This is a genomic window from Dyadobacter koreensis, from assembly GCF_900108855.1.
GTDB classification, from domain to species: Bacteria; Bacteroidota; Bacteroidia; order Cytophagales; family Spirosomataceae; genus Dyadobacter; species Dyadobacter koreensis.
In genome coordinates this window covers 132,936-157,385 of the sequence record NZ_FNXY01000011.1, presented here as the reverse complement: position 1 = coordinate 157,385, position 24,450 = coordinate 132,936, and the positions used below count along the sequence as shown (strand labels likewise).

At 40.9% G+C, this 24,450-nt stretch carries 25 protein-coding genes and 1 tRNA gene; 13 read left to right on the top strand and 13 right to left on the bottom strand.

What is annotated here, in order from left to right:
- The first annotated feature begins 37 nt into the window (after window positions 1-37).
- Entirely contained in the window at window positions 38-2,446 is a 2,409-nt protein-coding gene (locus BMY70_RS29185) for an outer membrane beta-barrel family protein (protein ID WP_090341767.1), read from the top strand.
- Window positions 2,447-2,474: 28 nt separating this feature from the next.
- Window positions 2,475-3,152: a phosphatase PAP2 family protein gene (locus BMY70_RS29180; protein WP_090341765.1), complete on the top strand. Its 678-nt coding sequence runs from the start codon at window positions 2,475-2,477 to the stop codon at window positions 3,150-3,152.
- Here BMY70_RS29180 and BMY70_RS29175 read toward each other — a convergent pair.
- The 10 genes from BMY70_RS29175 to tilS form a co-directional block, all read right to left on the bottom strand.
- Entirely contained in the window at window positions 3,146-3,760 is a 615-nt protein-coding gene (locus tag BMY70_RS29175) for an HD domain-containing protein (protein ID WP_177197155.1), read from the bottom strand. The two genes, BMY70_RS29180 and BMY70_RS29175, sit on opposite strands and share 7 nt — an antisense overlap.
- Before the next feature lie 11 nt (window positions 3,761-3,771).
- Window positions 3,772-5,718, bottom strand: a complete 1,947-nt coding sequence (locus tag BMY70_RS29170; protein WP_090341761.1) for an LTA synthase family protein — start codon at window positions 5,716-5,718, stop codon at window positions 3,772-3,774.
- A 213-nt stretch (window positions 5,719-5,931) separates the two neighbouring features.
- Window positions 5,932-6,312 (bottom strand): hypothetical protein, encoded by a 381-nt coding sequence (locus BMY70_RS29165; protein ID WP_090341759.1) that lies wholly within the window; start codon window positions 6,310-6,312, stop codon window positions 5,932-5,934.
- A gap of 78 nt (window positions 6,313-6,390) precedes the next feature.
- A complete protein-coding gene (locus BMY70_RS29160; RefSeq protein WP_090341757.1) occupies window positions 6,391-6,585 on the bottom strand; it encodes a site-specific integrase in 195 nt (64 codons plus the stop codon).
- Complete coding sequence (locus BMY70_RS29155) at window positions 6,585-7,121, bottom strand: Arm DNA-binding domain-containing protein (protein ID WP_090341753.1); 537 nt, start codon at window positions 7,119-7,121, stop codon at window positions 6,585-6,587. Before BMY70_RS29155 ends, BMY70_RS29160 begins: the two co-directional genes overlap by 1 nt.
- 336 nt (window positions 7,122-7,457) lie before the next feature.
- Window positions 7,458-7,976 carry a hypothetical protein gene (locus BMY70_RS29150; RefSeq protein WP_090341750.1) on the bottom strand — a complete coding sequence of 173 codons (519 nt, stop codon included), beginning with the start codon at window positions 7,974-7,976 and terminating at the stop codon, window positions 7,458-7,460.
- Window positions 7,966-8,418: a hypothetical protein gene (locus BMY70_RS29145; protein ID WP_143072167.1), complete on the bottom strand. Its 453-nt coding sequence runs from the start codon at window positions 8,416-8,418 to the stop codon at window positions 7,966-7,968. The genes BMY70_RS29150 and BMY70_RS29145 overlap by 11 nt, the downstream gene beginning before the upstream one ends.
- 166 nt (window positions 8,419-8,584) lie before the next feature.
- Complete coding sequence (locus BMY70_RS29140) at window positions 8,585-9,799, bottom strand: site-specific integrase (RefSeq protein WP_090341746.1); 1,215 nt, start codon at window positions 9,797-9,799, stop codon at window positions 8,585-8,587.
- 248 nt (window positions 9,800-10,047) lie between these two features.
- Window positions 10,048-10,135, bottom strand: a tRNA-Ser gene (locus BMY70_RS29135).
- Window positions 10,136-10,307: 172 nt separating this feature from the next.
- Window positions 10,308-11,657, bottom strand: coding sequence for a tRNA lysidine(34) synthetase TilS (gene tilS / locus BMY70_RS29130; RefSeq protein ID WP_090341744.1), 1,350 nt, complete (start codon window positions 11,655-11,657; stop codon window positions 10,308-10,310).
- Window positions 11,658-11,774: 117 nt separating this feature from the next.
- On the opposite strand from tilS, the gene BMY70_RS29125 reads away from it, so the two are divergent.
- From BMY70_RS29125 to BMY70_RS29075, 11 genes are all read left to right on the top strand, one after another.
- Window positions 11,775-13,382, top strand: a complete 1,608-nt coding sequence (locus BMY70_RS29125; protein ID WP_090341742.1) for an OstA-like protein — start codon at window positions 11,775-11,777, stop codon at window positions 13,380-13,382.
- 172 nt (window positions 13,383-13,554) lie between these two features.
- A complete protein-coding gene (locus BMY70_RS29120) occupies window positions 13,555-14,169 on the top strand; it encodes a T9SS type A sorting domain-containing protein (RefSeq protein ID WP_090341740.1) in 615 nt (204 codons plus the stop codon).
- 75 nt (window positions 14,170-14,244) lie between these two features.
- Window positions 14,245-15,168, top strand: a complete 924-nt coding sequence (locus tag BMY70_RS29115; RefSeq protein ID WP_090341738.1) for an outer membrane protein assembly factor BamD — start codon at window positions 14,245-14,247, stop codon at window positions 15,166-15,168.
- Between the two features lie 55 nt (window positions 15,169-15,223).
- On the top strand, window positions 15,224-15,535 hold the full coding sequence (locus BMY70_RS29110) for a DNA-directed RNA polymerase subunit omega (protein ID WP_090341736.1): 312 nt from the start codon (window positions 15,224-15,226) through the stop codon (window positions 15,533-15,535).
- A gap of 125 nt (window positions 15,536-15,660) precedes the next feature.
- On the top strand, window positions 15,661-16,869 hold the full coding sequence (coaBC, locus tag BMY70_RS29105; RefSeq protein WP_090341735.1) for a bifunctional phosphopantothenoylcysteine decarboxylase/phosphopantothenate--cysteine ligase CoaBC: 1,209 nt from the start codon (window positions 15,661-15,663) through the stop codon (window positions 16,867-16,869).
- On the top strand, window positions 16,866-17,789 hold the full coding sequence (porD, locus tag BMY70_RS29100) for a type IX secretion system protein PorD (RefSeq protein WP_229209823.1): 924 nt from the start codon (window positions 16,866-16,868) through the stop codon (window positions 17,787-17,789). Before coaBC ends, porD begins: the two co-directional genes overlap by 4 nt.
- Before the next feature lie 37 nt (window positions 17,790-17,826).
- Window positions 17,827-18,057, top strand: a complete 231-nt coding sequence (locus BMY70_RS29095; RefSeq protein ID WP_090341733.1) for a hypothetical protein — start codon at window positions 17,827-17,829, stop codon at window positions 18,055-18,057.
- Between the two features lie 155 nt (window positions 18,058-18,212).
- Window positions 18,213-19,868: a DNA repair protein RecN gene (gene recN, locus BMY70_RS29090; RefSeq protein WP_090341731.1), complete on the top strand. Its 1,656-nt coding sequence runs from the start codon at window positions 18,213-18,215 to the stop codon at window positions 19,866-19,868.
- A gap of 27 nt (window positions 19,869-19,895) precedes the next feature.
- Entirely contained in the window at window positions 19,896-20,327 is a 432-nt protein-coding gene (locus BMY70_RS29085; RefSeq protein WP_090341729.1) for a viral A-type inclusion protein, read from the top strand.
- Between the two features lie 5 nt (window positions 20,328-20,332).
- Complete coding sequence (locus BMY70_RS29080) at window positions 20,333-20,998, top strand: SCO family protein (protein ID WP_090342024.1); 666 nt, start codon at window positions 20,333-20,335, stop codon at window positions 20,996-20,998.
- A gap of 23 nt (window positions 20,999-21,021) precedes the next feature.
- Window positions 21,022-21,435, top strand: coding sequence for a c-type cytochrome (locus BMY70_RS29075; RefSeq protein ID WP_090341727.1), 414 nt, complete (start codon window positions 21,022-21,024; stop codon window positions 21,433-21,435).
- Here BMY70_RS29075 and lptC read toward each other — a convergent pair.
- The 3 genes from lptC to BMY70_RS29060 are packed head-to-tail and all read right to left on the bottom strand — an operon-like array spanning window position 21,432 to window position 24,043.
- Complete coding sequence (gene lptC, locus BMY70_RS29070; protein WP_229209822.1) at window positions 21,432-22,016, bottom strand: LPS export ABC transporter periplasmic protein LptC; 585 nt, start codon at window positions 22,014-22,016, stop codon at window positions 21,432-21,434. The two genes, BMY70_RS29075 and lptC, sit on opposite strands and share 4 nt — an antisense overlap.
- A gap of 19 nt (window positions 22,017-22,035) precedes the next feature.
- Window positions 22,036-23,337: a BamG family beta-barrel-assembly machinery protein gene (gene bamG / locus BMY70_RS29065; RefSeq protein ID WP_229209821.1), complete on the bottom strand. Its 1,302-nt coding sequence runs from the start codon at window positions 23,335-23,337 to the stop codon at window positions 22,036-22,038.
- The gene (locus tag BMY70_RS29060; protein ID WP_090341723.1) at window positions 23,321-24,043 is read right to left on the bottom strand and encodes a type III pantothenate kinase; all 723 of its coding nucleotides are present in this window, start codon (window positions 24,041-24,043) and stop codon (window positions 23,321-23,323) included. The genes bamG and BMY70_RS29060 overlap by 17 nt, the downstream gene beginning before the upstream one ends.
- Window positions 24,044-24,450: the final 407 nt, after the last annotated feature.

Sequence of the window (24,450 nt, the reverse complement as noted above, 5' to 3'; positions counted from 1 at the left end):
ATTACGACTTTCACCATCAGATCAAATAAGAACCTGAATGGCTTTCCAAAAATCGTTAATCCTGTTATTTTTGATAGCGGCACTCAATAGCGTTCACGCTCAGGTAAGCAAGGTCACGATGTCGGGACAGGTCTCTTCGCTTCCTAAGAAGGAAATGCTGCCTTTCGTCAATGTGATTTTGAAAACTGAAAAGGACAGCGCGTTTGTGACCGGAACGATCACAGCTGCCGATGGACGTTTTACACTATCCGATATTGTACCAGGAAATTATTTGGTAGAATGTGCTTTCCTTGGGTTTCAAACATTGAAAACACCTTTAACGGTAGGCGCATTGAGCGCTTTCCTTGACCTAGGTGTGCTTGAAATGCGCGAAGACGCCCAGGTTTTGCAAGAGGTGCTCGTCAAAGGAGCCCAGGCCGATGGCATAGATGCACGGCTTGACAGGAAAGTCTTCGACGTCAGCAGAAACCTGAGCCAAAGTGGCGGATCTGTCTTGCAAGCGCTGAAAAACCTGCCAGGTGTTACGGCTGGCGAAGACGGGAAGGTGATGCTGCGCGGAAGCGACAAGGTCGCAGTGTTGGTAGATGGTCAGCAGACCGCGCTGACCGGCTTTGGAAATCAGACAAGTCTTGATAATATCCCCGCATCTGCCATCGAAAGGATCGAGATCATCAATAACCCTTCCGCCCGGTACGATGCAAATGGTAATGCAGGAATTATCAACATCATTTACAAAAAGAATAAACAGGAAGGCTTCAATGGCAAGGTCGGCATGACCATGGGATTAGGCGCATTGTGGGTACGAAAAGATAATTTCCCTGACATCCGCCCGCAATCCAGAAACACGCTCAAACTGAACCCTTCGTTTGCCCTTAATTACAAAAAACAAAAACTGAACATCTTTTTTCAGGGTGATTACCTGCACACACCGACACTTAACAAGAATGAATTCACAGACCGTTACTACGATTCGGGCGACACTATCCGGCAGCAGTTAAAGCGTAACCGAAGTACGAATGTGATCACATCCAAAGCAGGCGCTGACTGGAATTGGGATGAGCACAATGCATTGTCGGCTTCTGTCCTATTCAGCAGCGAGAAAATCCTGGACCGGGGAGATCAGCCGTTTTTTAATGCAGATCTTACGCAACGCCGCCGCTTATGGCAGTTTTTAGAAGATGAATTAAAAACCACGGTCACTGCGACAGCCTCCTACCAGCATAAATATCAACAACCGGGCCGCCTTCTGAATATTGGCTTTAACTATACATTTCACCGGGAAGATGAGAAGTATTTATTTACCAACATGATGCCCGATTTCACTGGTCACGATGCATTTAAGCTACTTTCGGATGAAAATGTTTTCGATTTGAATGCTGACTATATCCGGCCACTGCGCTATGGGCGCTTTGAAGGCGGAATGAAACTGCGAAGGAGGTTTATTCCAGCAAATATGCAGTTTTTTCCAGGCTTGAATTCACCTCTTGATAGTCTTGCAGGCGGCTGGGCCAACTACAAGGAAACGATTCCTGCTTTGTACGGCAACTATGTTTTCGAAAACCGTAAGTTCGATCTGGAAGCAGGTCTGCGCGTAGAGTATATTAATCTGCGTTATACTGTCAGTCCAACGCATCCCACCTATAAGAGTGATGGATATTTTTACGCAAAGCCTTTCCCCAATGTGCGTCTGGCTTTTAAGCTCAATGAGCATGATAAAATTTCGCTTTTCTATAACCGGCGTGTTGACCGCCCTAACGAAGTGGATATCCGCATTTTCCCAAAATATGACGATGCCGAAATCATTAAAATCGGAAATCCTGCGCTCAAACCACAATTTACCAGCTCCTTTGAGGCAGGATACAAATCCAACTGGACTCGCGGTTCGCTTTACGCGGCAGCTTATCACAAGCAGACTAACGGTACTATTACGCGCATTGGAACTACTATACCTGGTAGCACACTGATCTACAATCTTTTCCAAAATGCAGGTAAGAGCTATAACATCGGTGGTGAACTTGTCTGGCAACAAGATCTTGCCCCATGGTTTTCGCTTAATGTCAATGCTAACCTTTACCGCAGTAGCATTGATGCATTTACGGTGGAAAACCTCTATCCGGTCCGTTCAATATACAGTGCTGGCAAACAGCAGCTTACTTCAGGCAGTGCGAAAATCAATGCGTTATTAAAAGGAAAAAAGACCGAGTTGCAGGTAGCAGTTATCTATCACGCACCCGACATCGTACCGCAGGGCCGAACCGGTTATCGCTTCTCCGTTGATGCAGGTGCAAAACGTCAGCTGCGTAAAGGCGAGCTGTTTGTGAATGCAACCGATCTTCTCGGAACGCTCATCGTTCGCAAAACTGTTTACGGCGAAGGCTTTCATTACACAAGCCGCGATTACTACGAAACCCAGTTGATCCGGGCGGGTTACAGCTTCAAATTTTGACTTGCATCCATATATTCTATTTCTGATCATGCGTACATTGATAATCCTTATTGTATTTAGCAGCTGGGCGAGTGCTTCACCTATGATGCCAGGTGATACGCTGCCGACCCAAAAACCCATCACACGCCGGTCATTTTATCCGCCTGCTTCGCTGATTATCGGTGGTTTGTTGTCAACAGGGCATTCCGAAGAAGCAATTAGAAACGAAGTGGCCGAAGAACGAAACCACCTCATTCCCCGGTTCCGCACTAATGTTGATGACTATCTTCAATTTTCACCCCTAATAGTGGCCTTTGGACTTGACGCCTTTGGCGTCAAGTCCAAAACAGATCTTATTAACCGGACTGTTATTCTGATTAAAGGGGAAGCAATGGCGCTGACAACTGTTACACTTTTGAAATCTGCCACCCATACGCTCCGGCCTGATGGCAGCAGCTACAATTCGTTCCCCTCCGGTCATACCACCCAGGCCTTTGCGGCAGCCACCTTTTTGAATGAAGAGTATAAAGACCGCTATCCATGGATACCTTACGCGTCTTACACAGTGGCTTCGTCCGTAGGATTACTGCGCGTGGCCAATAACCGGCATTACATCAGCGACGTGCTTGTGGGGGCAGGTATTGGTTTTCTATCAATGAAAGTGGCATACTGGACGCATCAGTACAAATGGGGAAAAGCAGTGCGCAAACACCAGCTGGTTTATTGATCTGCTCTGGATGCGGTGCCCATTCGGGCTTCCAATTGCCTGAGATTATCTTGCTTTTGGTCTGTAAGTTTGTCCTGACAATAGGAAGTGCAAAACTGGTGAGACCGTAAGAGCTTTGCGGATCCTGCCAGCCAGCTGGCAGCAGGGAAATCTGTTTTCAACCTATGGCTGGTTTCTTCTAACATTAACAGGTCTTTTCCCGCAAACTCTGATGTGCCAAAATGATACAGGTCTGCATCGCAGACAATTGATTCTAATAGATTAGTAGGTTTTTGAGGTAGCGTCGTTGCCAAAATGCAGCCTATTACGTGTGCTATGAGATCACCCTCAATTAACAAACTGTTAGCGAATTCACGGAAAATTAATGCACCTCGCTGCTCGTGGCCCGCAGGGTCTCCATTTACGTAGCCCAGATCATGAAACCAACTGGCTGATAAAACCACAAATTGATCCGGAGCAGACAATTGATAGTGCGCAGCAATTTGCGCAGCATTTGATACCACATTCCGGGTATGATTCAGGTTGTGATACGCCAACGGCTCACCATAAGCGGATAATTGAGCTGATACAAAAGCTTCAATTTGATCAAGCACCGATTGATAATTCATTTTAGTTTCCATTACTTTTTCAATAATCCGTTTTTGAACTGAAAGCTGGCAGATTGATACCAGGCAATGGCCTCATTAATGAGCCGATTATCCGAAGTGACAGCACGCCTTGAACCATCGTCGAAGTTTGGAACGAATGTGCCGCTGATTCTTTGCGGTTTCAGTATTACTAACGAGTCATGCTTGATGTAACCTAAACTCTGGTAAGTACTGATAAAGGCCCGCTCGCGCCCAGCTTCAAGCTTAAAAATATCATAACCGAAGAACTGACTGCGGTAGGAAAAGTGAAGCAACCCCAGGATTGTTGGCCCCAGATCAATCTGGCTCATAAGCCTGGGCATAGTGCCTTGCTTTACAAAGCCAGGTGCGTAGGCAAGTAGCGGGATCTTGTAACGATCAATGGGCAAATCGGTTTTGCCCGCGCTTGACGCGCAGTGATCTGCAACAATGAGAAACAACGTGTTTTTAAACCAAGGCTTTTGACTAGCGTTTTTGATGAACTGTCCGATGGCGTAATCCGTGTACTTAACAGCACCTTCCCTGCTGGTGTGGGAAGGAATGTCAATCCTGCCATCAGGGTACGTGTAAGGACGGTGATTGGAAGTAGTCATGATGTGCGTAAAAACCGGTTTTCCAGCCTGTGTCCCGTTATCAATTTCCCGCATCGCCAATTCAAATAGGTTCTCATCGGCCACACCCCAGATGTTTTCGTAATCAATCTCTTTCTTGCTAAGAGCATTCCGATCCACCACACGGTAGTCATTGTGCTCAAAAAAATAGCCCATATTATCAAAATAACCATAGCCACCGTAAATGAACTTTGTTTGATAACCTTTTCGCTTGAAGACAGTTCCCATTGTAAACAGTTCTTCATTATGTGGACGTCGTACAATCGACTGGCCTGGTGTAGGTGGTGTGCCGATGGACAATGCTTCCAATCCACGCACCGTCCGTGTACCAGTCGCGTAGAGATTGGTAAATAAAAGACTTACCCCTGCCAGCGAATCCAGGAACGGCGTGATATGCTGGGTGTTGCCAAAGCTTCCTAGAAAATCAGCGCTCAAACTCTCAACACTAATCAAAACAACGTTTTTGCGCAATTCCGGCCCCAAATTCACAATGTCACGCCGGATGCTGAACGGATTTTGATCTACGAAATGGCTTTCCCGGGTTTTGATCAGTGCATGAATATCAACAAAGGCTTTTTGATTACTTAACGTAGCATAGAACTGGTTGTAATCCAGTTCATTGTTGCGATAAGCCGCGAAGAGCTCATACATCCCGTTGCCCGCAAGCTCGTTAACATAATTGTTATTACTAAACTGTCTGACCTTGTTGTCGACGAAAAAATAAGCTGCAATTATTACCGCTGAATAGATGCCGGTTATAACAGACCGCTTCCAGAAACTGAATGGATAAATAGTATGGTTTGAAAGTACGGTAGTCATCATCCACGTCAATAGGATCGTTAAAATTAGCAGAAAGGTGATGATTATTTCAACCGGATAAGACTGACGGATATTGCCCAGCACTTCATTGGTATAGACCAGATAGTCAACAGCTATGAAATTGAACCTCGATTCAAACTCATCCCAGAAAATCCATTCCGAAACCGCATCCAGCAAAAGAAGAAATATTAGTATAAACAAGAGACCATTTGCTAGCAATTTGTAGCCAGGCTTGATAGTGAGCCGGCAAGGTGTAAGCCATCCCATCAACATCAGCGGCAAAACAAAATACAGCGCATTAATCAAGTCGTAGAAAAGACCTATTGTAAATATCCCTAGGATGCTGTTTAGGTTATATTCAGCTGTGCCCGCCGACTTGAGCGTCAATGCAATACGCGTCAGGTTCGAAACTGCAATTAGCAGAATACCAAGGGCTAATGGATAGGCCCGGAAATTGAATTTGGAACCCTTTTTGAGAGTTTCGTTCGCTAATAGGGAAGCAGATGCCATTCAGTAAAAATCATTGTAGGTGTCCTGATGGGTACTTTAAGCCCATCTAAACGGTAAACCTATCAGGCAATTTCGAATTCTTTCTGAATTGTAAATGGTTGCATTCTTCTGTCTCAGCGTCGAATGGCGTCTCTGCCTAGCGCGTATATTCTAAATTATTACACGTTATCTTTCAGCTATATTCAAATCAAGCCAACTTGTATTATGTGGAAATTAGCTGCTTCGAAAAGTAATCTGCTGCTTATTGGGGCAGGTATAGCTATCGGCAGCGGGATCGTAATAGAAGTTCTCTTTTAAAAAAGGGTTATTCTTATAGGATTTCTTTTGCTCATTATGGAACTGGGGGAATTTCAAATAATTGTTTATCCCCTTGTTTTCCAGTAGCTCATAATTCTCTTCGGTACCAAAGATGCTGTCAGCAATGATGTTTTCAGGGGTCACAGACTGCTGAACTGACAGCTGATCCAAGTGATCTTTGAAGCAGGTGCCGTCATTGGTGTTCTGGTGCAGGCTTATGCCGGTAATAAACTGATCTTCACAGCCCGCCAGCACATTATATGCGGGCAATACCTCAACCTTATTTTTCATCATCATCGCACTGGCGTCCTGATCTGTTATATTATAGCCACTGCGGCTGGTAGCGCTTTCCGTCTTTTGCCGATTGCTAAATATCTAGTACACGCCATCAATACCTGTTGCAATCTGGTTACGGCTTAATTGTTTCACATCAATATAAGCCAGACCGGTATAACAACTAAAAGGAAAAATGTCTCTGACCTGAGCAATTCTCTCAATTTCAATTTTTTTATTTTCAATAACTTTTAACTTCCCATCTGTCAGCGGTCGACGCAATACCTCCTTTTTCATTAATTTAAATTCTGCGAAAGGATCGCTTCGCAACCACTTTTTTTCACACATTCAAAAACTATCTTCTTAAAATTACCAAGGTATTTTGCTGTTTTATTTTGGTTACAATTTCTAATCGATTTAAACCAAAATGAATATTCTGTAATAAAAAAGTTGCAATTCCAAGCCTGCATTTGATCGTTATGGTACTGGAATAATTCGATTATCATTTTACGCTCTTCCCCTTTGCCTGTCAAAATAACTTTCATAGCCTGGGCAGTGATATCCCTATCATTATCTAAAAGCATCTTTTTTGCCTGGTATGCTTTTTCCTTATAGGTATCCAAAAAAGAGTTCAAGGATTTTGAGTTTTCCTCTTTTCCCGAAGCACACCCAACATCTTTCGACCATTTCGAAGGATGCCATAGGCTTTTCGTTGAGATCTCTCTTGAATCGCCGTCCACCGTAATTATTAAATACACGTAGAAGGTTCCATCTCCATTTTCGATTTTTGGCTTTTTCAAAAAGAAAAACAATCCAAAGCTCTTTTCTAACATAACTTAATTGTTTTAAGATGAACAAAAATTGAATTGTTAAGCTTTAAAATCAAGATGTAAATCCATTTAACAGGTTGTCCCCAAATAAGCTACAAGCTTTTCGGCGCGTATTTTATCAGAGTAAAAAGACGCAACGATTGACGCTGCTTAATTTTGGGAATATTTGAATGTTTTGTCGGTTAAGCAAACAAAAAACCCTGTCTAAATGATTTAAACAGGGTTTTGATTATTTTTAAAACGTTCTCAGTGGAGACGGAGGACTTCGAACGGCACCGGCCGCCCGGCCTCAACCACCAGGTAATGGCTTAACGCATCATTAAACTTAGCAAGTACAGCTTAAATAATGACAAACTGCTTCTGCTGCTCTCTAAGAGGTTCATTTGCTTTTAATAAATGAAATTTTTCCTTTGAAATAAGTGCCAGCCAATTTTCTGCTGGTATGATACCATGGCTATGAAGCTCCAGCCTAACCATTATTTCCATTGGAAGGGCTCTTGAGTTTTTAACGTATTGATTTAATTCCGTCGCACTAACATTAATTTCCGAAGCCAGACTTTTTTGTTTCTTCCCTAAATTCCGGATATACTCTGTCAAGAAAAAACCAACTGTCTTTTTGGGATCGTAGTTATCTTCATTTAAATAGTCTTCAATCTGATAACGTAATTGCGTCAAAGTCAATTTAAGTTCATCTTCTGGGCTAATCAAAGATCTTTTCAGACTCAGTGTTTCCTGTAAAGATGCATTTGTCTCCTGTTCTTCCCTGGCATCAATAATTACTGGAAAAACATGACTTTGAGCAAGCTCTTCTGCGCCATGTTGTTTCAAAAGATCGTCAAACAATTTATCATCTGCCATACTCATCTATTAGTTTAATCAACGACTTACCTTCCATAAAAAGACTCTTACCCGCAAATTGAAATCCAAATTCGCCTATATAATGGTTGATGAGTTTCGTTTTCGGATTAAGCGAAATTGCCGCCCTAGCGACAGACCTGGCAACTGCCATTCTCACTGCGTGCGCTAAAAGGAAACCCGCGATTCTACTGTAGTATTTATTACTGCCAATATTTCTAGCTGACAATTCTATAAGCTTTATTTCGACTCTTTGTTCCGAATCAAATCGATCGAGTGCCATTAGTCCAATGGCTTCATCATTTTCTACCAACGCCAGTTTGAACACATTTTCGGGATCAATAATTTCCCACTTGAAATTAAATCCCTTATGAAAAATAAGCTCAGATTTATTTACACCTGGAACGGCTACAATATGTTTTGCATTAGGTTTGTTATCCTGCACAAACACATATAAAGATACGAAAAATTAACAAAATATGTTAACTTTTACCTGTCAGATATTTGAGGCTATAGCGTGGAAGTACCTTCGAAAGAAGACCAACCGGTAGTCATCCCTACCAAAGTCATGAGCAGCACCAGAGCTGAACTCCGGTGCTGTCTCAATGAAACTACTTCAATATCTGCTTCAACTTTTTCATATCCTCACTCACCTTTACATCCACAATCTTGGCATACTGCTGAGTCGTTTTTAGATTCCTATGACCAAGCATTTTCGAAACACTTTCCATAGGAACCCCGTTGGTCAGTGTGACTGTCGTGGCAAATGTATGCCGTGCCAAATGAAAAGTGATTACCTTGTTGATCCGGCAGAGCACGGCAATTTCCTTCAAATAGGAATTCATTTTCTGGTTGGAAAGGACAGGCAGAAGCTGCCCTTTGATTTCGCACTGAGGATCCTTATCATATTTTTTAAGAATGGAAAGCGCCTGAGGAAGCAGCGGGATGCGCGAAGGAGAATCAGTTTTCTGCCTTTTGATTACAAGCCATTTTTCTCCGTCAATTCCGGTTATAATTTCAGAGCGGCTCATTTTGAATACATCAATGTAAGCAAGACCGGTGTAGCAGCAGAAAAGAAAGATATCACGCACCTGGCCAAGCCTTTCATGATCAAATTTCTTTTTCGAGATTTTTGAAAGCTCCTCTGCGGTTAAGGCTGTTCTGTCCACCTCTCTTTTGCTCATTTTATAGGCGTGAAAAGGATCCCTTGGAAGCCAGCCATTTTTTATGCAAATAATCACGATCTTTTTAAAAGTAGCCAGATACTTAATTGCCGTGTTATGGCCGATATTTCTGACGCTTTTAAGCCAGTATTCAAAATCAGTTATAAACTCATGATTGAGCTTGAAAATATCAATGTCATCGGCTTTGTATTTCCAGCTGATAAAATCGCGGCTGTGGTCCAGTGTCGTCTTGTAGCGCGACAATGTTCCCGGGGCGAAATCCTTGTTGACAAGGTTTGCTACGCGGTCATTGTGCTCCTGGAAAAGCGCTATAATGAACCTTGATTTAGCTGCCGTTCCGTTCAGATGGTTTCGGATGATCTCTGCTGTGATCTCTTCATCGGCCTCCACCAGTCTACGGTGAATCTCATAGATCTTCGCCTGAAGAGTATCCAGATAAGCATTCAGAATTCTTACATCCTCCTTGGTGCCGTTCTTGCGTCCCGCTGCAATATTCCATTTTTCGGGTTCGCATTCACGTTGGGCGGTAATCTCAACGCGCTGGCCATTGATGGTGATGCGGATGTAGATGGGAAGGTTTCCGCTGACATAGTTGCTGCGTCTTTTTAGATAGAAAAGCAGTGAAAAGTTTTTTGTAAGCATAACATTTGCGTTTTTAAGTGATTAAAAATACAACTGCAGTCCTTCAAAAATCAAGATGTTTATCCTCTGAACAGGCTTATATTCAGAAAGTTATGAGCATTCTGGTGAGCACTTTGGTTTTCAGAAAAAGTGCTCACCAGAAGCTCACTTCAACATTGAGAATATATGCATTTTTTGGTCATTTTCAAAAACAAAAAACCCTGTAAATGTTTGATTTACAGGGTTTTGATGCTTTTTGTTACTGTATTTGGCAGAGAGAGAGGGATTCGAACCCCCGGTAGGTTGCCCTACAACGGTTTTCAAGACCGCCGCATTCGACCACTCTGCCATCTCTCTGTATGCTTCGGCGTATCCGAAACGTGGTGCAAAGGTAGAAAGAAATGTTATACATGCAATAGTTGATGAAAAATATTTTGGAGATTTTTTAAACAGAAAGACATCCAAATATGCTAAATACTTGTTTTCTAATAGTTTCCAAAGAAAAAAAATTTCAAAAAATTCTGAATTTTCATGACAAAATTCCCATCAATTTCTGAGTTATCAATACAATTTCTTCACAATTATCCCCAACCCTATATCTCTCGTCCGTCCTATATCCTATCACCCAAATGATATCTCCGTTTCCGTTCACAAGAACTTTTACTTGCTTTTTTTGATTTCGGTTTAATTTTAAGTCGATCAATAAGTCGCTTACCTTTTTTCGCTTTCCTTTCATGCCAAATGGACAGAAACTGTCTCCTATTTCCCAGGTTCTGATAAGCAAAGGAAACTTCAAATTACTTATGTTCAAATATGCTATCGAATTATCTACTTCAAACAAAAAATCAGGATTTTTATAAACTATTTTGAACAAGAAAACTGAATTATCTATAATATACTCTCCCGAAGGCTTGCTGATTTCGCATGACGTATACCTTTCACTTCCAGCGTGAGAAATGATAAAATAGTCTCTGTCTTTAAGAACCTGGTGCGTTCGAGATTTAAATATTTTACCGGAAATACCCTCAGCAGATGTGTAAATCTCCTCTGTCTGAATATAGCTAAACCCAAAATCCTGTAAAATAAACCATAAACGATATGTAGGCTCGGAAACAGATGTCAAAGCAGGAATTGAAATATAATATTCATCACCCTCATTTCGAAGATGCTCCTTTTTCCATTGGTTTAAAAAATCATTCAGCAAATTCTCCGCTGCTCCGACACGCTTCGTAGTCGTTCTAAAAGTATTTTCCAGAGAGGGATTTATTCGTTTTAAAACCGGAACGATCTCATGCCTAATCAAATTACGCTTATATCTAGTGCTTTCATTAGAGCTGTCTTCCCGCCAACTTAATTGATGCTGCCGTAGATAATCCTGAATTTCCGCCCGCGAGGCAAAAATTAAAGGCCTGATGAGTGTTTTGTTTTGCGCTGCAATTCCATGAAACCCTGCCAGGCCGGTACCCCTTACGATATTTAAAATAACGGTCTCGAAAGAATCATTAGCATGATGTGCGGTGGCAATCCAGTCAAAACCATTTTCTGCCCTGATTTCTTCAAACCACCGGTAACGCAGATCCCTTGCAGCCATCTGCGTTGAAATCCCCTCTTTTTCTGCATGATCTCTCGTCGAAAAATCCCTGACAAAAAATGGAAATTTGTATTCTGCCGCAAGTGCTTTGACAAACGCCTCATCGCCATCCGACTCCTCGCCCCGCAAACCGAAATTGCAATGAGCAATTCCGGCCCGAAAACCTGCCTGAAAAAATAAATGAGCAAGAACAATCGAATCAACTCCCCCACTAACGGTTAACAGCGTCGACTTTTTATGAAGATCTAATTTTTGTTGGTTAATAAAAGTTAAAAAAGCTTCCAACATACTATGAAGAGTTGTAATTGATGTAATTTTGGCAAATATATCAACAGATTACTTTTACCGGGTGCAGGAAAACGAGGTAAATCTACCCGTTTCAAAGGTAAAGGAAACCATAGCAAGATGAAGAAAAAATTATTTATAAAAGTTTGCAACCCTTTTAAACTTTTACGCGTCATATTAATCAAAGACATTATATTAAAACTGACGTTCTTTACCATACTGTTTGCCTCGCCATATATTATGGCTCAACAAGTTACGCCATCTCAGCAACCGGGAGCTACAAGTGACATTGTTGAACTTTTAAAATCAGACGAACTGGAATTAATCAGTGAAAACGGTGTGGATAGCCGTCGTGTGATTAATGGCATTTTCAAACATAAAGGTGCGCTTTTATATAGTGATCTGGCCATACAAAATGTCAGCACAAATATTATTGAAGCCTACGGAAATGTCAGGATCCTTCAGGGAGATACTATTACAGTTACCGGTGACACTCTGCATTATTTTGGAAATTCCAGAATCGCGATTGTAAGTGGAAGAAAAACGGTTTTAAAGGACAAAGTTAAAACATTGACAACCAGAAAAATGGAATATAATATGGCTTCCGGGATTGCCTATTATAAAGTTCCGGGCCGCACGGTTGATGTGGAAAATGTTTTGACAAGTAATGAAGGGATATATAATACGAACACGAAGGAGTTTACCTATTACAAAAAAGTAAAGCTGGTCAATAAAAAATATACGTTAACGACCGATACTTTGCTCTATAATTCCGTCACAAAGTGGTCGTATTTTAATGGTCCCAGTAAGATTGTAAATAAGGATGGAACACTTTTGAGCACAAGAGGGCAATATAACTCGCTGACAGGGGAATCTGTATTTAAAACAAGAACCACTGTTGATAATGATACATACACCCTAACGGCCGACTCGTTGTTTGTGGAGGGCCAGAAGAATAATGGACAGGGTAAAGGAAATGTAGTAATTGTTGCTAAGAAGGATAATACAATTTTAAACGGCGACCACGGATTTTATCGAAAAGCAGAAGGTTTTTCAAAAATATATGGTCACGCTTACGTACGGAATGTTGTCTCGAACGACACTTTATATATCAGAGCTGATACTTTATACTCTTTCGAAAACATGCGTGACAGTACCAGAAGGCTTGTTGGAGATCGAAATGTGTTTATCTATAAATCTGATTTTCAGGGAAAATGTGATTCGATAAGTTATAATACGGCAGACTCAACAATTTTGTTTTTTAAAAAGCCGATACTTTGGAGCAATCAGCATTATCAGATGGAGGGTGATACAATAAGTGCGTTTTTGGTAAACAATGCAATTAACAGAATGCTGTTGAGAAGTAAGGCGTTTGTGATAACCGAGGATACATTAGTTAATCAGTTTAATCAAGTAAAAGGGCGGACAATCAATGCCTATTTTGCCGCTGAGAGCAAGCTCCGGCAGGTTCTGGTAGACGGAAATGGTGAAAGCGTTTATTACGCCATTGATGACAAAGAAAAAATGATTGGTTTAAACCGTGTAGAGTGTGGAAGAATGAACCTTCTTTTTGTGGATAACCGGGTAAACAGAATCGCGTTTATTGGGAAACCAGATGGAAGATTAATCCCGCCTAGGCAAATTAAACCGGTCGAAAGACAGCTTGACGGTTTCAATTGGCGGGTTTCGGATAAACCCACACGCTTGAAGACATTATGGTTGGAATAAATTGAAGATTTTGTGCGATTAAGGCCATTCAGGCACGGTTATTTTATGGTTAAAAATAAAAACGCCCATTCACACAATATATTTTGAAGTTCCAATTTTTTCTCTATATTTTTGTAAAGTACTTTTTGAATGTGGCTAGTAGGAGTTGCTAAAAGTATTACGAATAATTGCTATGAAGAAAACTATACTTTATCTTATTATATGCACTTTCTTTGCCTGGACCGGAATCCAAGCGCAGACCGTCACGAACGGGAGCCGCTTAAATATCACGCCTAAAAAGAAACCAATGCCAACTGGAAACATGAAGTTTTCCAATGTCCCGGATGTGCTTAACTACAAGCCGCTTTCTGTGCAAAAGCCGATGGCTTTGAATAAATTTTATCGTACACTCCTGTTTTCCAACGCGTCAACTGCTGAAAGCACCGCCGTTTCGGCCGGAGAAATTGTTGAAAAAAGCGCTGAAAAACGAAATCTATCAGTTGAAGCGGCAACGCGTGTTGAGGAACAACTTTATACAAGTGAAAAAATTACAGTTTCGAACATTTATCCTAACCCGGCAAGTGAATATGCCGAACTGGATTATGCAATGTCAGCAGATATCAGAGATGCGAAATTGATCTTTTACAACGTTCTGGGTTCACAGATGCAAGAATATTCCTTATCAAAAAATCAAACCAAGCTTCGGATAAATACCCGTGAGATGTCAACAGGATTGTACTTTTACCAGCTGGCTTTGGATGGAAAAAAAGTTGCTACGAAGAAAATGCTTGTACGCCACCAACAATAGATTTTTTACAATACTATTATTAGCTACGCGTTCGTTAGGAATGGTGTAGCTTTTTTTTATTATCTTTGCAGCTATATGTTAAAAAACAACCGTGCAAGTTACTTCTTGCTATTTTTTGCCGTACTTATTATTACTTCCTGCAGCAAATTTTCTAAGTTGCAGAAAACTGGAACAGACCAGCAGAAGTATGATGCTGCCATGACTTATTACAAGAAGGGTGACTTCTATAGGTCAGGGCTGTTGTTTGAAGAACTTATTCCTTTACTGAAAGGAAGTAATGAATCGGAGCTTGCTCAGTTTTATTATGCCTATACGCAATACCAGCAGGGTCAATATAATACCAGCCAATTCTTGTTTAAGAAGTTTTACGATACTTATGCAAGAAGCGATTATGCCCAGGAAGCATTATACATGCACGCTTTTTCATTGTACAAAGATTCGGCCCCTCACAATTTAGATCAGGCGAGTACTTTCACCGCAATTTCTGCGATGCAGGATTTTATCAATACTTACCCTCAAAGTACTTTTCGTGACGAGTGTACCCGTTATATTCTTGAACTTCGTGAAAAACTTGAGTTGAAAGCTTACGACAAAGCGAAGCTGTATTACAAGATCAGTGACTTCAATATGATGTCGCTTAAATCGGCAGTGATATCAATCGACAATTTCCGTAAAGATTTTCCTGATTCAAAGTTCAATGAAGAGCTTGCATATCTGAAAGTTGAATCTCAGTATAACCTCGCTTCAAACAGTTTCAGTGTAAAACAGAAAGACAGATATCTTGATGTTGTAAAGTTTTATAAAGAAATGGTAGATAAGTATCCAACAGGAAAGTATTTGCGTGATGCTGAAAAAATGTTTGAGAACAGCCAGAAAGAACTGGAAATAATGGCTCAGGCGGAAAAAGAGCGCCAGAAACAATTGGAAGCCCAGCCAGATTCGGGCTCGAAACCGACCAAGGTCACGGCGTCAACAAGTGCCGATCAGAAACAAAATTAATAAGCCGGTTTTCCGGTTATAAATAAAGACTTTTAACTATATCATCAAAGTAAGCATGGCAACGAATCCATCCATCATTACCCGCGATACGGACAAAATAGCTGACGTAACAGGGAATTTATATGAGTCGGTATCGGTAATCTCCAAGAGAGCGCGTCAGATATCAAGCAAAATGAAAGAGGAACTCAATAACAAGCTTGCTGAGTTTGCTTCCGGAGTTGACAATTTGGAAGAGGTTTTTGAAAACCGTGAGCAAATTGAGATCTCTAAATTTTATGAGCGTATGCCTAAGGCTGGCAGTATCGCAATCGATGAGTTTATCGAAGGTAAAACTTATCACGGATACAGAGATACAACTGAAGAATAGTTCCGGTTATTCTTTTAATAAAAAAACCAGTCGTAAACATTAATTTTGTTCTTACGACTGGTTTACTTTTTTCAGGATCCCTGCCCTGAATTGTCACTTTTAAACGTGCATTTGCATTTACAAGATTGAATCTGAAAGGTAAAAAGATATTGCTTGGGGTTTCAGGCAGCATTGCTGCGTACAAATCAGCTTTACTTGTTAGGTTGTTAATCAAGGAAGGTGCCGAAGTTCAGGTTATTATGACTGAGTCTGCACATCAGTTTATTACGGCTCTAACACTTAGCACGCTATCCAAACAGCCGGTTTACACATTGTTTACTCAATCTGAAAACGGTACCTGGAACAATCATGTCGATCTGGGTTTGTGGGCTGATCTCATGATTATCGCTCCTGCCTCTGCGAGGACACTTTCTAAATGTGCAACAGGAAATTGTGATGACTTATTGACTGCTGTATATCTTTCCGCACGTTGTCCGGTATTTTTTGCGCCTGCAATGGATGTGGATATGTATCGCCACCCTTCAACACAAAACAATCTAAAAAATCTGCTCAGTTTTGGAAACAAAATAATTGAGGCAGAATTTGGAGAACTGGCAAGTGGCTTAATTGGTGAAGGAAGACTTGCAGAGCCAGAGAAAATTGTTTCTCAGATCATCAGACATTTTGCAGCCAATTCGGTTGCCAGAAATAAAAGAGTTTTAATCACAGCTGGACCAACCGCTGAACCCATAGACCCGGTACGGTACATTAGCAACCGCTCTTCAGGAAAAATGGGATATGCACTGGCAAAAGCATTTGCACAAGCAGGTGCCGAGGTAACTTTGGTAAGTGGTCCTACAAGCTTGTCAACTCCGGACGGAAATATTAAACGTTTTAATGTGGAAACTGCCAAACAAATGTTTAATGTGACTAAGGAACATTTTTCTGCAAGCGACCTTGTTATATTTTCTGCAGCCGTGGCTGATTATACCCCTGCCCTTGTAGCTGATCAGAAAATTAAAAAGCTGGGAAATGAGATGAAACTGGAACTTCTAAAAACGGATGATATCGCAGGAACGCTGGGTCAGCAAAAAAAAGAAGGGCAACTCCTGGTTGGCTTTGCTTTGGAAACCGAACGCGAGCTTGACTATGCACTGGACAAATTGCGCCGCAAAAACTTGGACTACATTATCTTAAATTCTTTAAATGATGCTGGCTCTGGTTTTGCACACGATACGAATAAAATTACCGTTATTGACAAACAGGAAAATGTGAATCGATATTCTTTAAAGTCGAAACACGAAGTTGCACACGATATTCTACATATTATTCTTGATAAATGGAGCGAAGCATGAAAAGTTTTATCATCCTCATCTTATGTTTTACGGTGGCTTTCGCGAAAACTTCTTTGGCTCAGGAGCTTCAATTTACCGTGAGCCTTAATTACGATCAGTTGGTTGCACAGCAAAAAACAGATCCACAATCTATGACTAAATTGCAGTCATATATTTCTGATTTTTTAAATAATACAAGCTGGACAAGAGAAACATTTGGAAAGGATGAGCGCGTAAAATGTAAATTAAATATTAACCTTACACGTTCTGTTGCGCAGGGGAGTTATGAGGGAACGGCCCAACTCGTTATTGCACGGCCCGTATTTAATTCAGCATATGAAACTGTACTTTTAAGTTATGTTGACAGGAATTTTAACTTCAACTACCTTCCGACTACTCAGATGTATTTTAATGAAAACAGTTATACAGACGAATTACCATACGTTTTGGCGTTCTACGCTTACACTGCGCTGATTTTTGATTTTGATTCTTTCAGTAACTTAGGAGGTACTCCTTATCTGCAAAGAGCTTTTAATATTGCAAACCTTGCAAGCACTGCAGGAGCTGGTGCGAAGGGCTGGGATCAGAGAAAAGGAAACGGCGACTCCCGAAACCGGTATTGGCTGATTGAAAATCTGATGAGCCAGCAATTTATTCCATTCCGCGAAAGCCTTTATAATTATTATCGCCAGGGACTTGATGTTGCCACGCAGAATCCGGCGCAAACACGCACCAAAACACTGGACCTTTTGAATTCTGCCAAGGCTGTTGCCCAACTACGGCCTGGAAGTGTTGTCATCAATTCATTTTTTGATGCAAAATCCGATGAGATTTTTCAAATAATGAAGGAAGCCACACCAGAGGAAAAAAGAGCTGCTCAGACTATTCTGGTTAACCTGGACCCTTCTAAAACACAATTATACCAGCGACTTTCACAATAAATTCCAATCAAAATAAACTTGCATTTCTCTCTAAATTATGAGCAAACGCCTGATTCGCATCGCTTCAAAAAATATTTTGACAGAACTTGGCACTACCTCGGAAGGGTTGGAACTTAACGCAATTTCCCGGTCAGGAAATACTTGTTTTGGAAAACTAATATCTGTCACATCCGATTTTTTAACCATACTTGATACAAGACAACATAAACACAAATTCGCACTATCGGATATTTTCGAAGTTGTGTATGATGAAAAAAGCAAATTTTAACTCTTGAATTCTCTTTTGGAAAATGACAACTGCCATTAAAGAACCAGTTACGTTTCCTATTTGTTGATAACATAGCTATATTCGTGTCCAAGACGAATGACCTGATTTATTCATCAGCGATTCTTACCAACCTTGACTATCTGCTTACTTAAGGCATGCTCTCAAATTTACTTATTAAAAATTACGCCCTGATCAAGCAACTCGAAATGTCGCCTGATCCGGGATTAAATATAATTACAGGTGAAACTGGCGCTGGTAAATCGATTATGCTCGGTGCGATAGGCCTTTTGCTGGGGAACAGGGCAGATGTAAAATCGCTTTATGACCCAACCGAAAAGTGCGTAATAGAAGGAAGTTTTGATCTGTCCGGCTATGATCTTGCGCCTAATTTTGAAGAAGAAAATCTTGATTTTTCGGAGGAATGCATTGTCAGAAGAGAAATTTCGGTTGCAGGAAAATCCAGGGCGTTCATCAACGATACCCCAGTAAATCTGGATACTTTAAAAAAAATCAGTGGCCAACTTCTGGATATTCATTCCCAACATGATTCGATCTTACTAGGCAGCAATGAATTTCAGTTACAGGTAGTTGATACCTACGCTCAGAATTTCTCTTTGCTTCATGCGTACAGGAAAAATTTCAATGCTTACAAAGAAGCTTCAAGAGCCTACGAAAATCTGAAAGAAGAAGCTGTCAAACTACGAAAAGCCTTTGATTACGATCAGTTTTTATTTCAGGAATTAAGTAATGCCAACCTGCAAAGCGACGAGCAAAACCAGCTGGAACAGGAACTCGTTATTCTGGAAAACGCAGTAGAAATCCGGGAGCGTCTTCAACTAGCTTATGCTTATCTGGACAATCCTGATAATTCAATCCTTGAATTTCTGAAAAGTGCAGTATCCGCAATCGGTCAGGCTAGCCGGTTGGTTTCCGCCTATGAGCCTTTGCGCGAAAGGGCACAAAGCAGTTTGATTGAGTTGCGGGATCTTGCAGATGAAATTGATTCAGTAAGCTCCTCGGTCGATATCGATGAAGGCCGGACAGAAATAGTCCGCGAACGCCTCGATCTGATTTATCAACTTCAGAAAAAACATCATGTTTCTACGGTAGAGGAATTGATATCCATCCAGGATGCACTTGAAAACAAGGTTGGTACGGTTCTAAACCTCGACGAGGCACTTTTGAAAGCGCAGCAAAAAGCTTCTAAAAGCGAAGAGGTAATGCTGAAAAGCGCCCAGACTTTGTCAAAGGAAAGACACAAAGTGATAAAGGCAATTGAGACTGCCATTATCGAGCGTCTTATTGAGCTCGGCATACCCAACGCATCTCTTTCTATTAGGATTACCGAAATCGCACCAACAAGTGACGGAATCGATTCCATTGCTTTTCTGTTTAGCGGCAACAAGGGGCTTGCACTTCAGGAGCTCAGACAAGTTGCTTCCGGTGGCGAATTTTCCCGCCTCATGATGGTTATCAAGTATATCCTCGCGGATAAAAGAAAGCTGCCAACTATTATTTTTGACGAGATTGATACAGGTGTATCAGGAGAAATCGCCAAGAAAATGGGGAAAATGATGATTAAAATGTCTGATAATCATCAGATTATTGCCATAACGCACTTGCATCAAATTGCCAGCAGCGGTAAGGCACACTATTTTGTATATAAGGATCATTCGTCGGAGAAGACAGTAAGTAAGATAAAAAAACTAACGAACGAGGAACGTATTATGGAAATTGCCCAAATGATTGGAGGCCATAATCCAACGGAATCGGTGATTGAAAATGCGCGCGAGATGATCGCCAAAGAATAATAATAAACTGAATAACCCTCATTAACTATGAAACAATATGTATTAATACTTGGGATAAGCTCTGCGCTTTTTTCTTGTAATAAAGACGCTGACAAAGTATTGGAACTGGAAAGCGAAGTGATGCGTATTCACGATGACGTGATGCCTCAAATGGACGACATCATGACGCTCAAATCAAAATTATCCAGGAAAATAATACAAATGGACAGCCTTCAAAATGAAGGAATTGCAGGCAATAGCCTTGCTCAGGAGCGTATAAAAGCCACTGAGATTAACCAGAAACTAAACGAGTCGGACAAATTAATGATGGACTGGATGCACGCATACCGCGGCGATTCAGCAAAAAAGCTAAAACCGTCCGAAGCCATTCAATATTTTGAAGTTCAGAAAGATAAGATTGTAGAGGTGAAAGAAATTACTTCCAAAAATATCCAGGAAGCAAAAGCATTTTTAGATTAATGATTATGAGTTGCTTGAAATTAAAAGATTTTAACAAAATTTTCCTTTTGGTATTTGTGTTCGCAGCGGTTTTATCCGCATGCAATGGCGGCGGTAAAAAATTGCCGATTTTAGGAGAACGAGATGCCGTAAAAAAAATAGTTAATGGAGAAGAAGTGGTTGATACAATATACAATACTATCCCCCCTTTTTCTTTCACAAATCAGTATGGCGATACGATAAGTGAAAAGATCGTGGAAGGAAAAATTTACGTAACCGATTTTTTCTTTACCTCCTGCCCTACAATATGCCCGGTGATGAAGCGGCAGATGGTGAAAGTCTACAAAGAATTTAAAGACAACCCGGACGTGATGATTTTATCCCATACAATTGATCCGGAACATGATACTCCAAAAGTTCTGAACACGTTTGCGAAAGATCTTGGTGTCGAGGGACAGCAGTGGCAGTTTCTGACAGGCCCCAAAGAAGATATTTATGCCCTGGGCCAGAGAAGCTATTTATCAGCTGCACAGGAAGATAAAACCGCCGAGGGTGGCTTTCTTCACAGCGGCGCTTTTATTTTGATAGATAAGGACAAACATATCAGAGGCATGTACGATGGAACGACCGACGAAGGTACTCAGAAACTGATGCGGGACATGACAATATTACTTGAAGAATATAAAAAATAGTGTGTCGTAAGACATTGAATTAAATGATCAAAAAAGGATTAGCAATCTTAACTGCTCTTGCAGCATTTTCTTGTCAGAGTGCAGAAGAACTAAAAACCGAACAATACTTCGCGGAAGGGTATCAGATTTACACAATGAATTGTGCTAATTGCCACCAGGCAGATGGCAAAGGAATGGCAAATCTGTATCCGCCGCTTTTCGGCTCAAAAATAATTCAGGACAAATCGGCGATGGCTTGTATCATCAGAAATGGCATGAAAGATACAATCATAGTGAATGGCAAACCATTTCACAGACCTATGCCAGCCAATCCAAAATTACAGGAACTGGAAATTGCTGAGATTATAACGTATGTGAATATGAAATGGGGAAAAGACAGTTTATATACTCCCATTGCCACGGTGACCAAAGCGTTGGAAAACTGCAAGGAATTTTAAAGTTCGTTAAACTTCATTTTGAAGGTTCCTTTTCTGAATTTGATGTGTGAAAAGTCTTGCTCTGCATCCATTCCGTTTCCGTTAATAACGTCTTTTGTTACCAGATTTTTCACAGTAACAAATTTGTCAGTGAAGACTTTTCTCGTCTCCGGGCTCCAATTGAGCTCAGTTGTTGTCAATATTTCCTGCGTTTGTGACTTAACAACGCGAACATTTCCCTTTACGACATAGACATTTTTTCGCTGATCAAACCGACCTGAATCCGCACGGAGACGGGTAATCACGTTGGTTCCTGTCGGATCATAGAAATGTATATTGACAGTATCAGGAAAAACCTTGTCTTCATTTTGAAAACGAAGCTGTTTTGGCGTTTTCAATAATACCTTTAAAGCACCTTGTTCACTATATTTTACTTCCACACCATTAACCGTTTCAATAGGTCCGGTATAGGGTTTCCCGACTTTATTTTTATTTTGTTCACAAGCACTGAACAAAATTCCACAAAGCATAAGAAAGCAAAAAGGAGATATAAATTTATCTCCTTTTTGCTTTACCCTGAATATCTTTTTAATACCTAACATTCGTCCAGGTCTTAATTTATTAATCAATTTTTTGTTTAACGAACCAGGTTTCTCTCAACGTCAATCCAAGAGAGATTCGCCCATATCGCTCACGCAGCTGCCCTGTACCCATCACGCCTCGCTGTCCGCCAATAAAAGACACAGAGATAAAGTTCTGATATCCTCTACCCATCGGGAAAGTGAATCCAAGACTAAAATTGGTATCCTTGACATTTGTCTCTTTTACTACGTATGGCGTATTTCCCGCACTAAAACCAGCTCGGTACCGGACGTTATCAAAATAGCTAAGCGAACCAAATTTCGGCGTGTATTCAAAGCCTAAATGTAAACGGTTTACATCTTTCAAACCGCTGGAAGGATTATTACTTCCGAAGCTTCTGTATTCTGTCCACGACTCATGGCTATAATCAGCAGCCAGTGTCAACTTATAAGGCCATTCAAAGCTGAAACCTACCTGAAATTGTGACGGCAAAGTCATATTACCATTACTTTGATTAACCAGCGTATCGGGTTCAATTACAGGAAAAGAACCTTGCGTCAGCTCAAATGAGGTCGTGTGGATAGCATTCAATTTAGTACCTAAGGTGTAGGCACCGCCAAGATTCAGAAAAAGTTTATTATCCTTTTTTACAGGAAGTCGTAGAGCAGCTCCTCCGCGAAAAGCAAAATCGCTGTATGTGGTACGATCGTTGATGCTTGCAAGATAATCACTGCCATCTCCGAAAGGAATCATTGCTTCAGTCGATCTTCTCACATTACCGAAGAAATAAGAAGTTTCCAAGCCCAGACTCAGATATTTACCAACCTGAAAGGCATTTGTAAACGCAACTTTGTTAATCCCGCCTTTTCCACTATTGTAATAATATGCGTTATACGGAGTGCCTGCAACATTTCTTGTAGTGGTATTAGTAAAATCAACGAAACTGTATGGCTTGATACTCACTCCCAGTGTCCACCTTTTTGCAACAGGGAATGACAAAGCTACGTAACCAAGATTTCCTCCCGAGTTTGTTTGCTTAGCATTTCCTGTATCGATCTTTTTATATTGTCCGATAACACCAAAATCAAGCGTTGTAAACTTGTTTCTGATCCATAAGGCAGGATTGAGATTATTAATTTCGAAACTGCTGGCCGTACTGACACCTGCTTGCCCCATTCCATTAGACGCAGTAAATGCATCCGTGTAAAGCTCTCCCATTCCGAGAGAGGAATAAGGAGCATTTCCTAATCCTTGTGCATTAACCTTTGATATTAAGACCGAACAATTGCATCCGAGCGTAATTGCTATCGTGAGTAATCCTATTCTATTGTAAAGCGACATTATATGTTAAAATTCTGTTCAGTCCAATTAATACCAGTTCCGGCACTGCAAATATGGGCGGTTTCAGGCTACTTTCAAAAAAAGGTATGTCACCGCCACATATAACTACGCGCAAATCCGGCATTTTGTTACGATACCTTTCAATTATTCCTTCAATCTCCGCAAGCATGCCGTTCATAACACCACTTTGCATCGCTTGTTTTGTACTCTTTCCTATGAATTCCGGATTATTTTCAGGATCAAACAGCGGGAGTCTTTTAGTAAACGTATGAAGCGCGTTAAATCGCATTCGAACGCCCGGAGAAATTAACCCTCCCTGAAAAGCACCTTCGCGATCAATAAGATCGTATGTTATACAAGTACCCATGTCGATAACCAGCACATCGGATTCCGGAAAAAGCCAGTTTGCTCCGACTGCTCCGGCAACCCTGTCTGCGCCTAGTGTCTGAGGAGTTTCATATTCCTTTCGAATAGGCACAGGAGTTTCACCAGATAAGTTCAAAACCGGAATTTCTTCGTCTAATGCCTCCAAAAACTCTGCTGTTGAACGACTTACCGAAGAGTACATAATCCGTTCGGGCAATTCAGCTTTTATTAATTGAATAAGATCCGGGAAGCTTAACATCGTTTGATACCGAAGCAAGTTATCCCCTGAAAACCAACCAATTTTTGCGTACGTGTTGCCTGAATCAACGACAATATTCATAATTTCACAAAAGTCTCCTTTTATTGGGAGAAATACTAACTTTCCCGGAAACAGTGAGCCAGAATATGCCTCTGCAAAAATAATTTAACACTTTTTAATAAAACAATAACATTGTGTTTGCATTTTATTAAATGGTTTTGTACCTTCGTTTTAGTTAAAAAAGCACCCCTGTATTATTCAGTAAGTCCAACGTTCGTTAGCTCTCAAAACTAACGATAGAAAAATACTCAATAAGTTTAATTACACACTTCATTTCCAACAAATTGCGAACTTTTCCAGTTGATCCATCTTAGTTTATCGTATTGCAAGGTCTGTTTAGACTTGCGCAAGAAAAATAGAATTTCACGCATCAATGACCAACACGTGACCCGAGACCTGCGTTCTCCCATCATTATCCATCTATATTC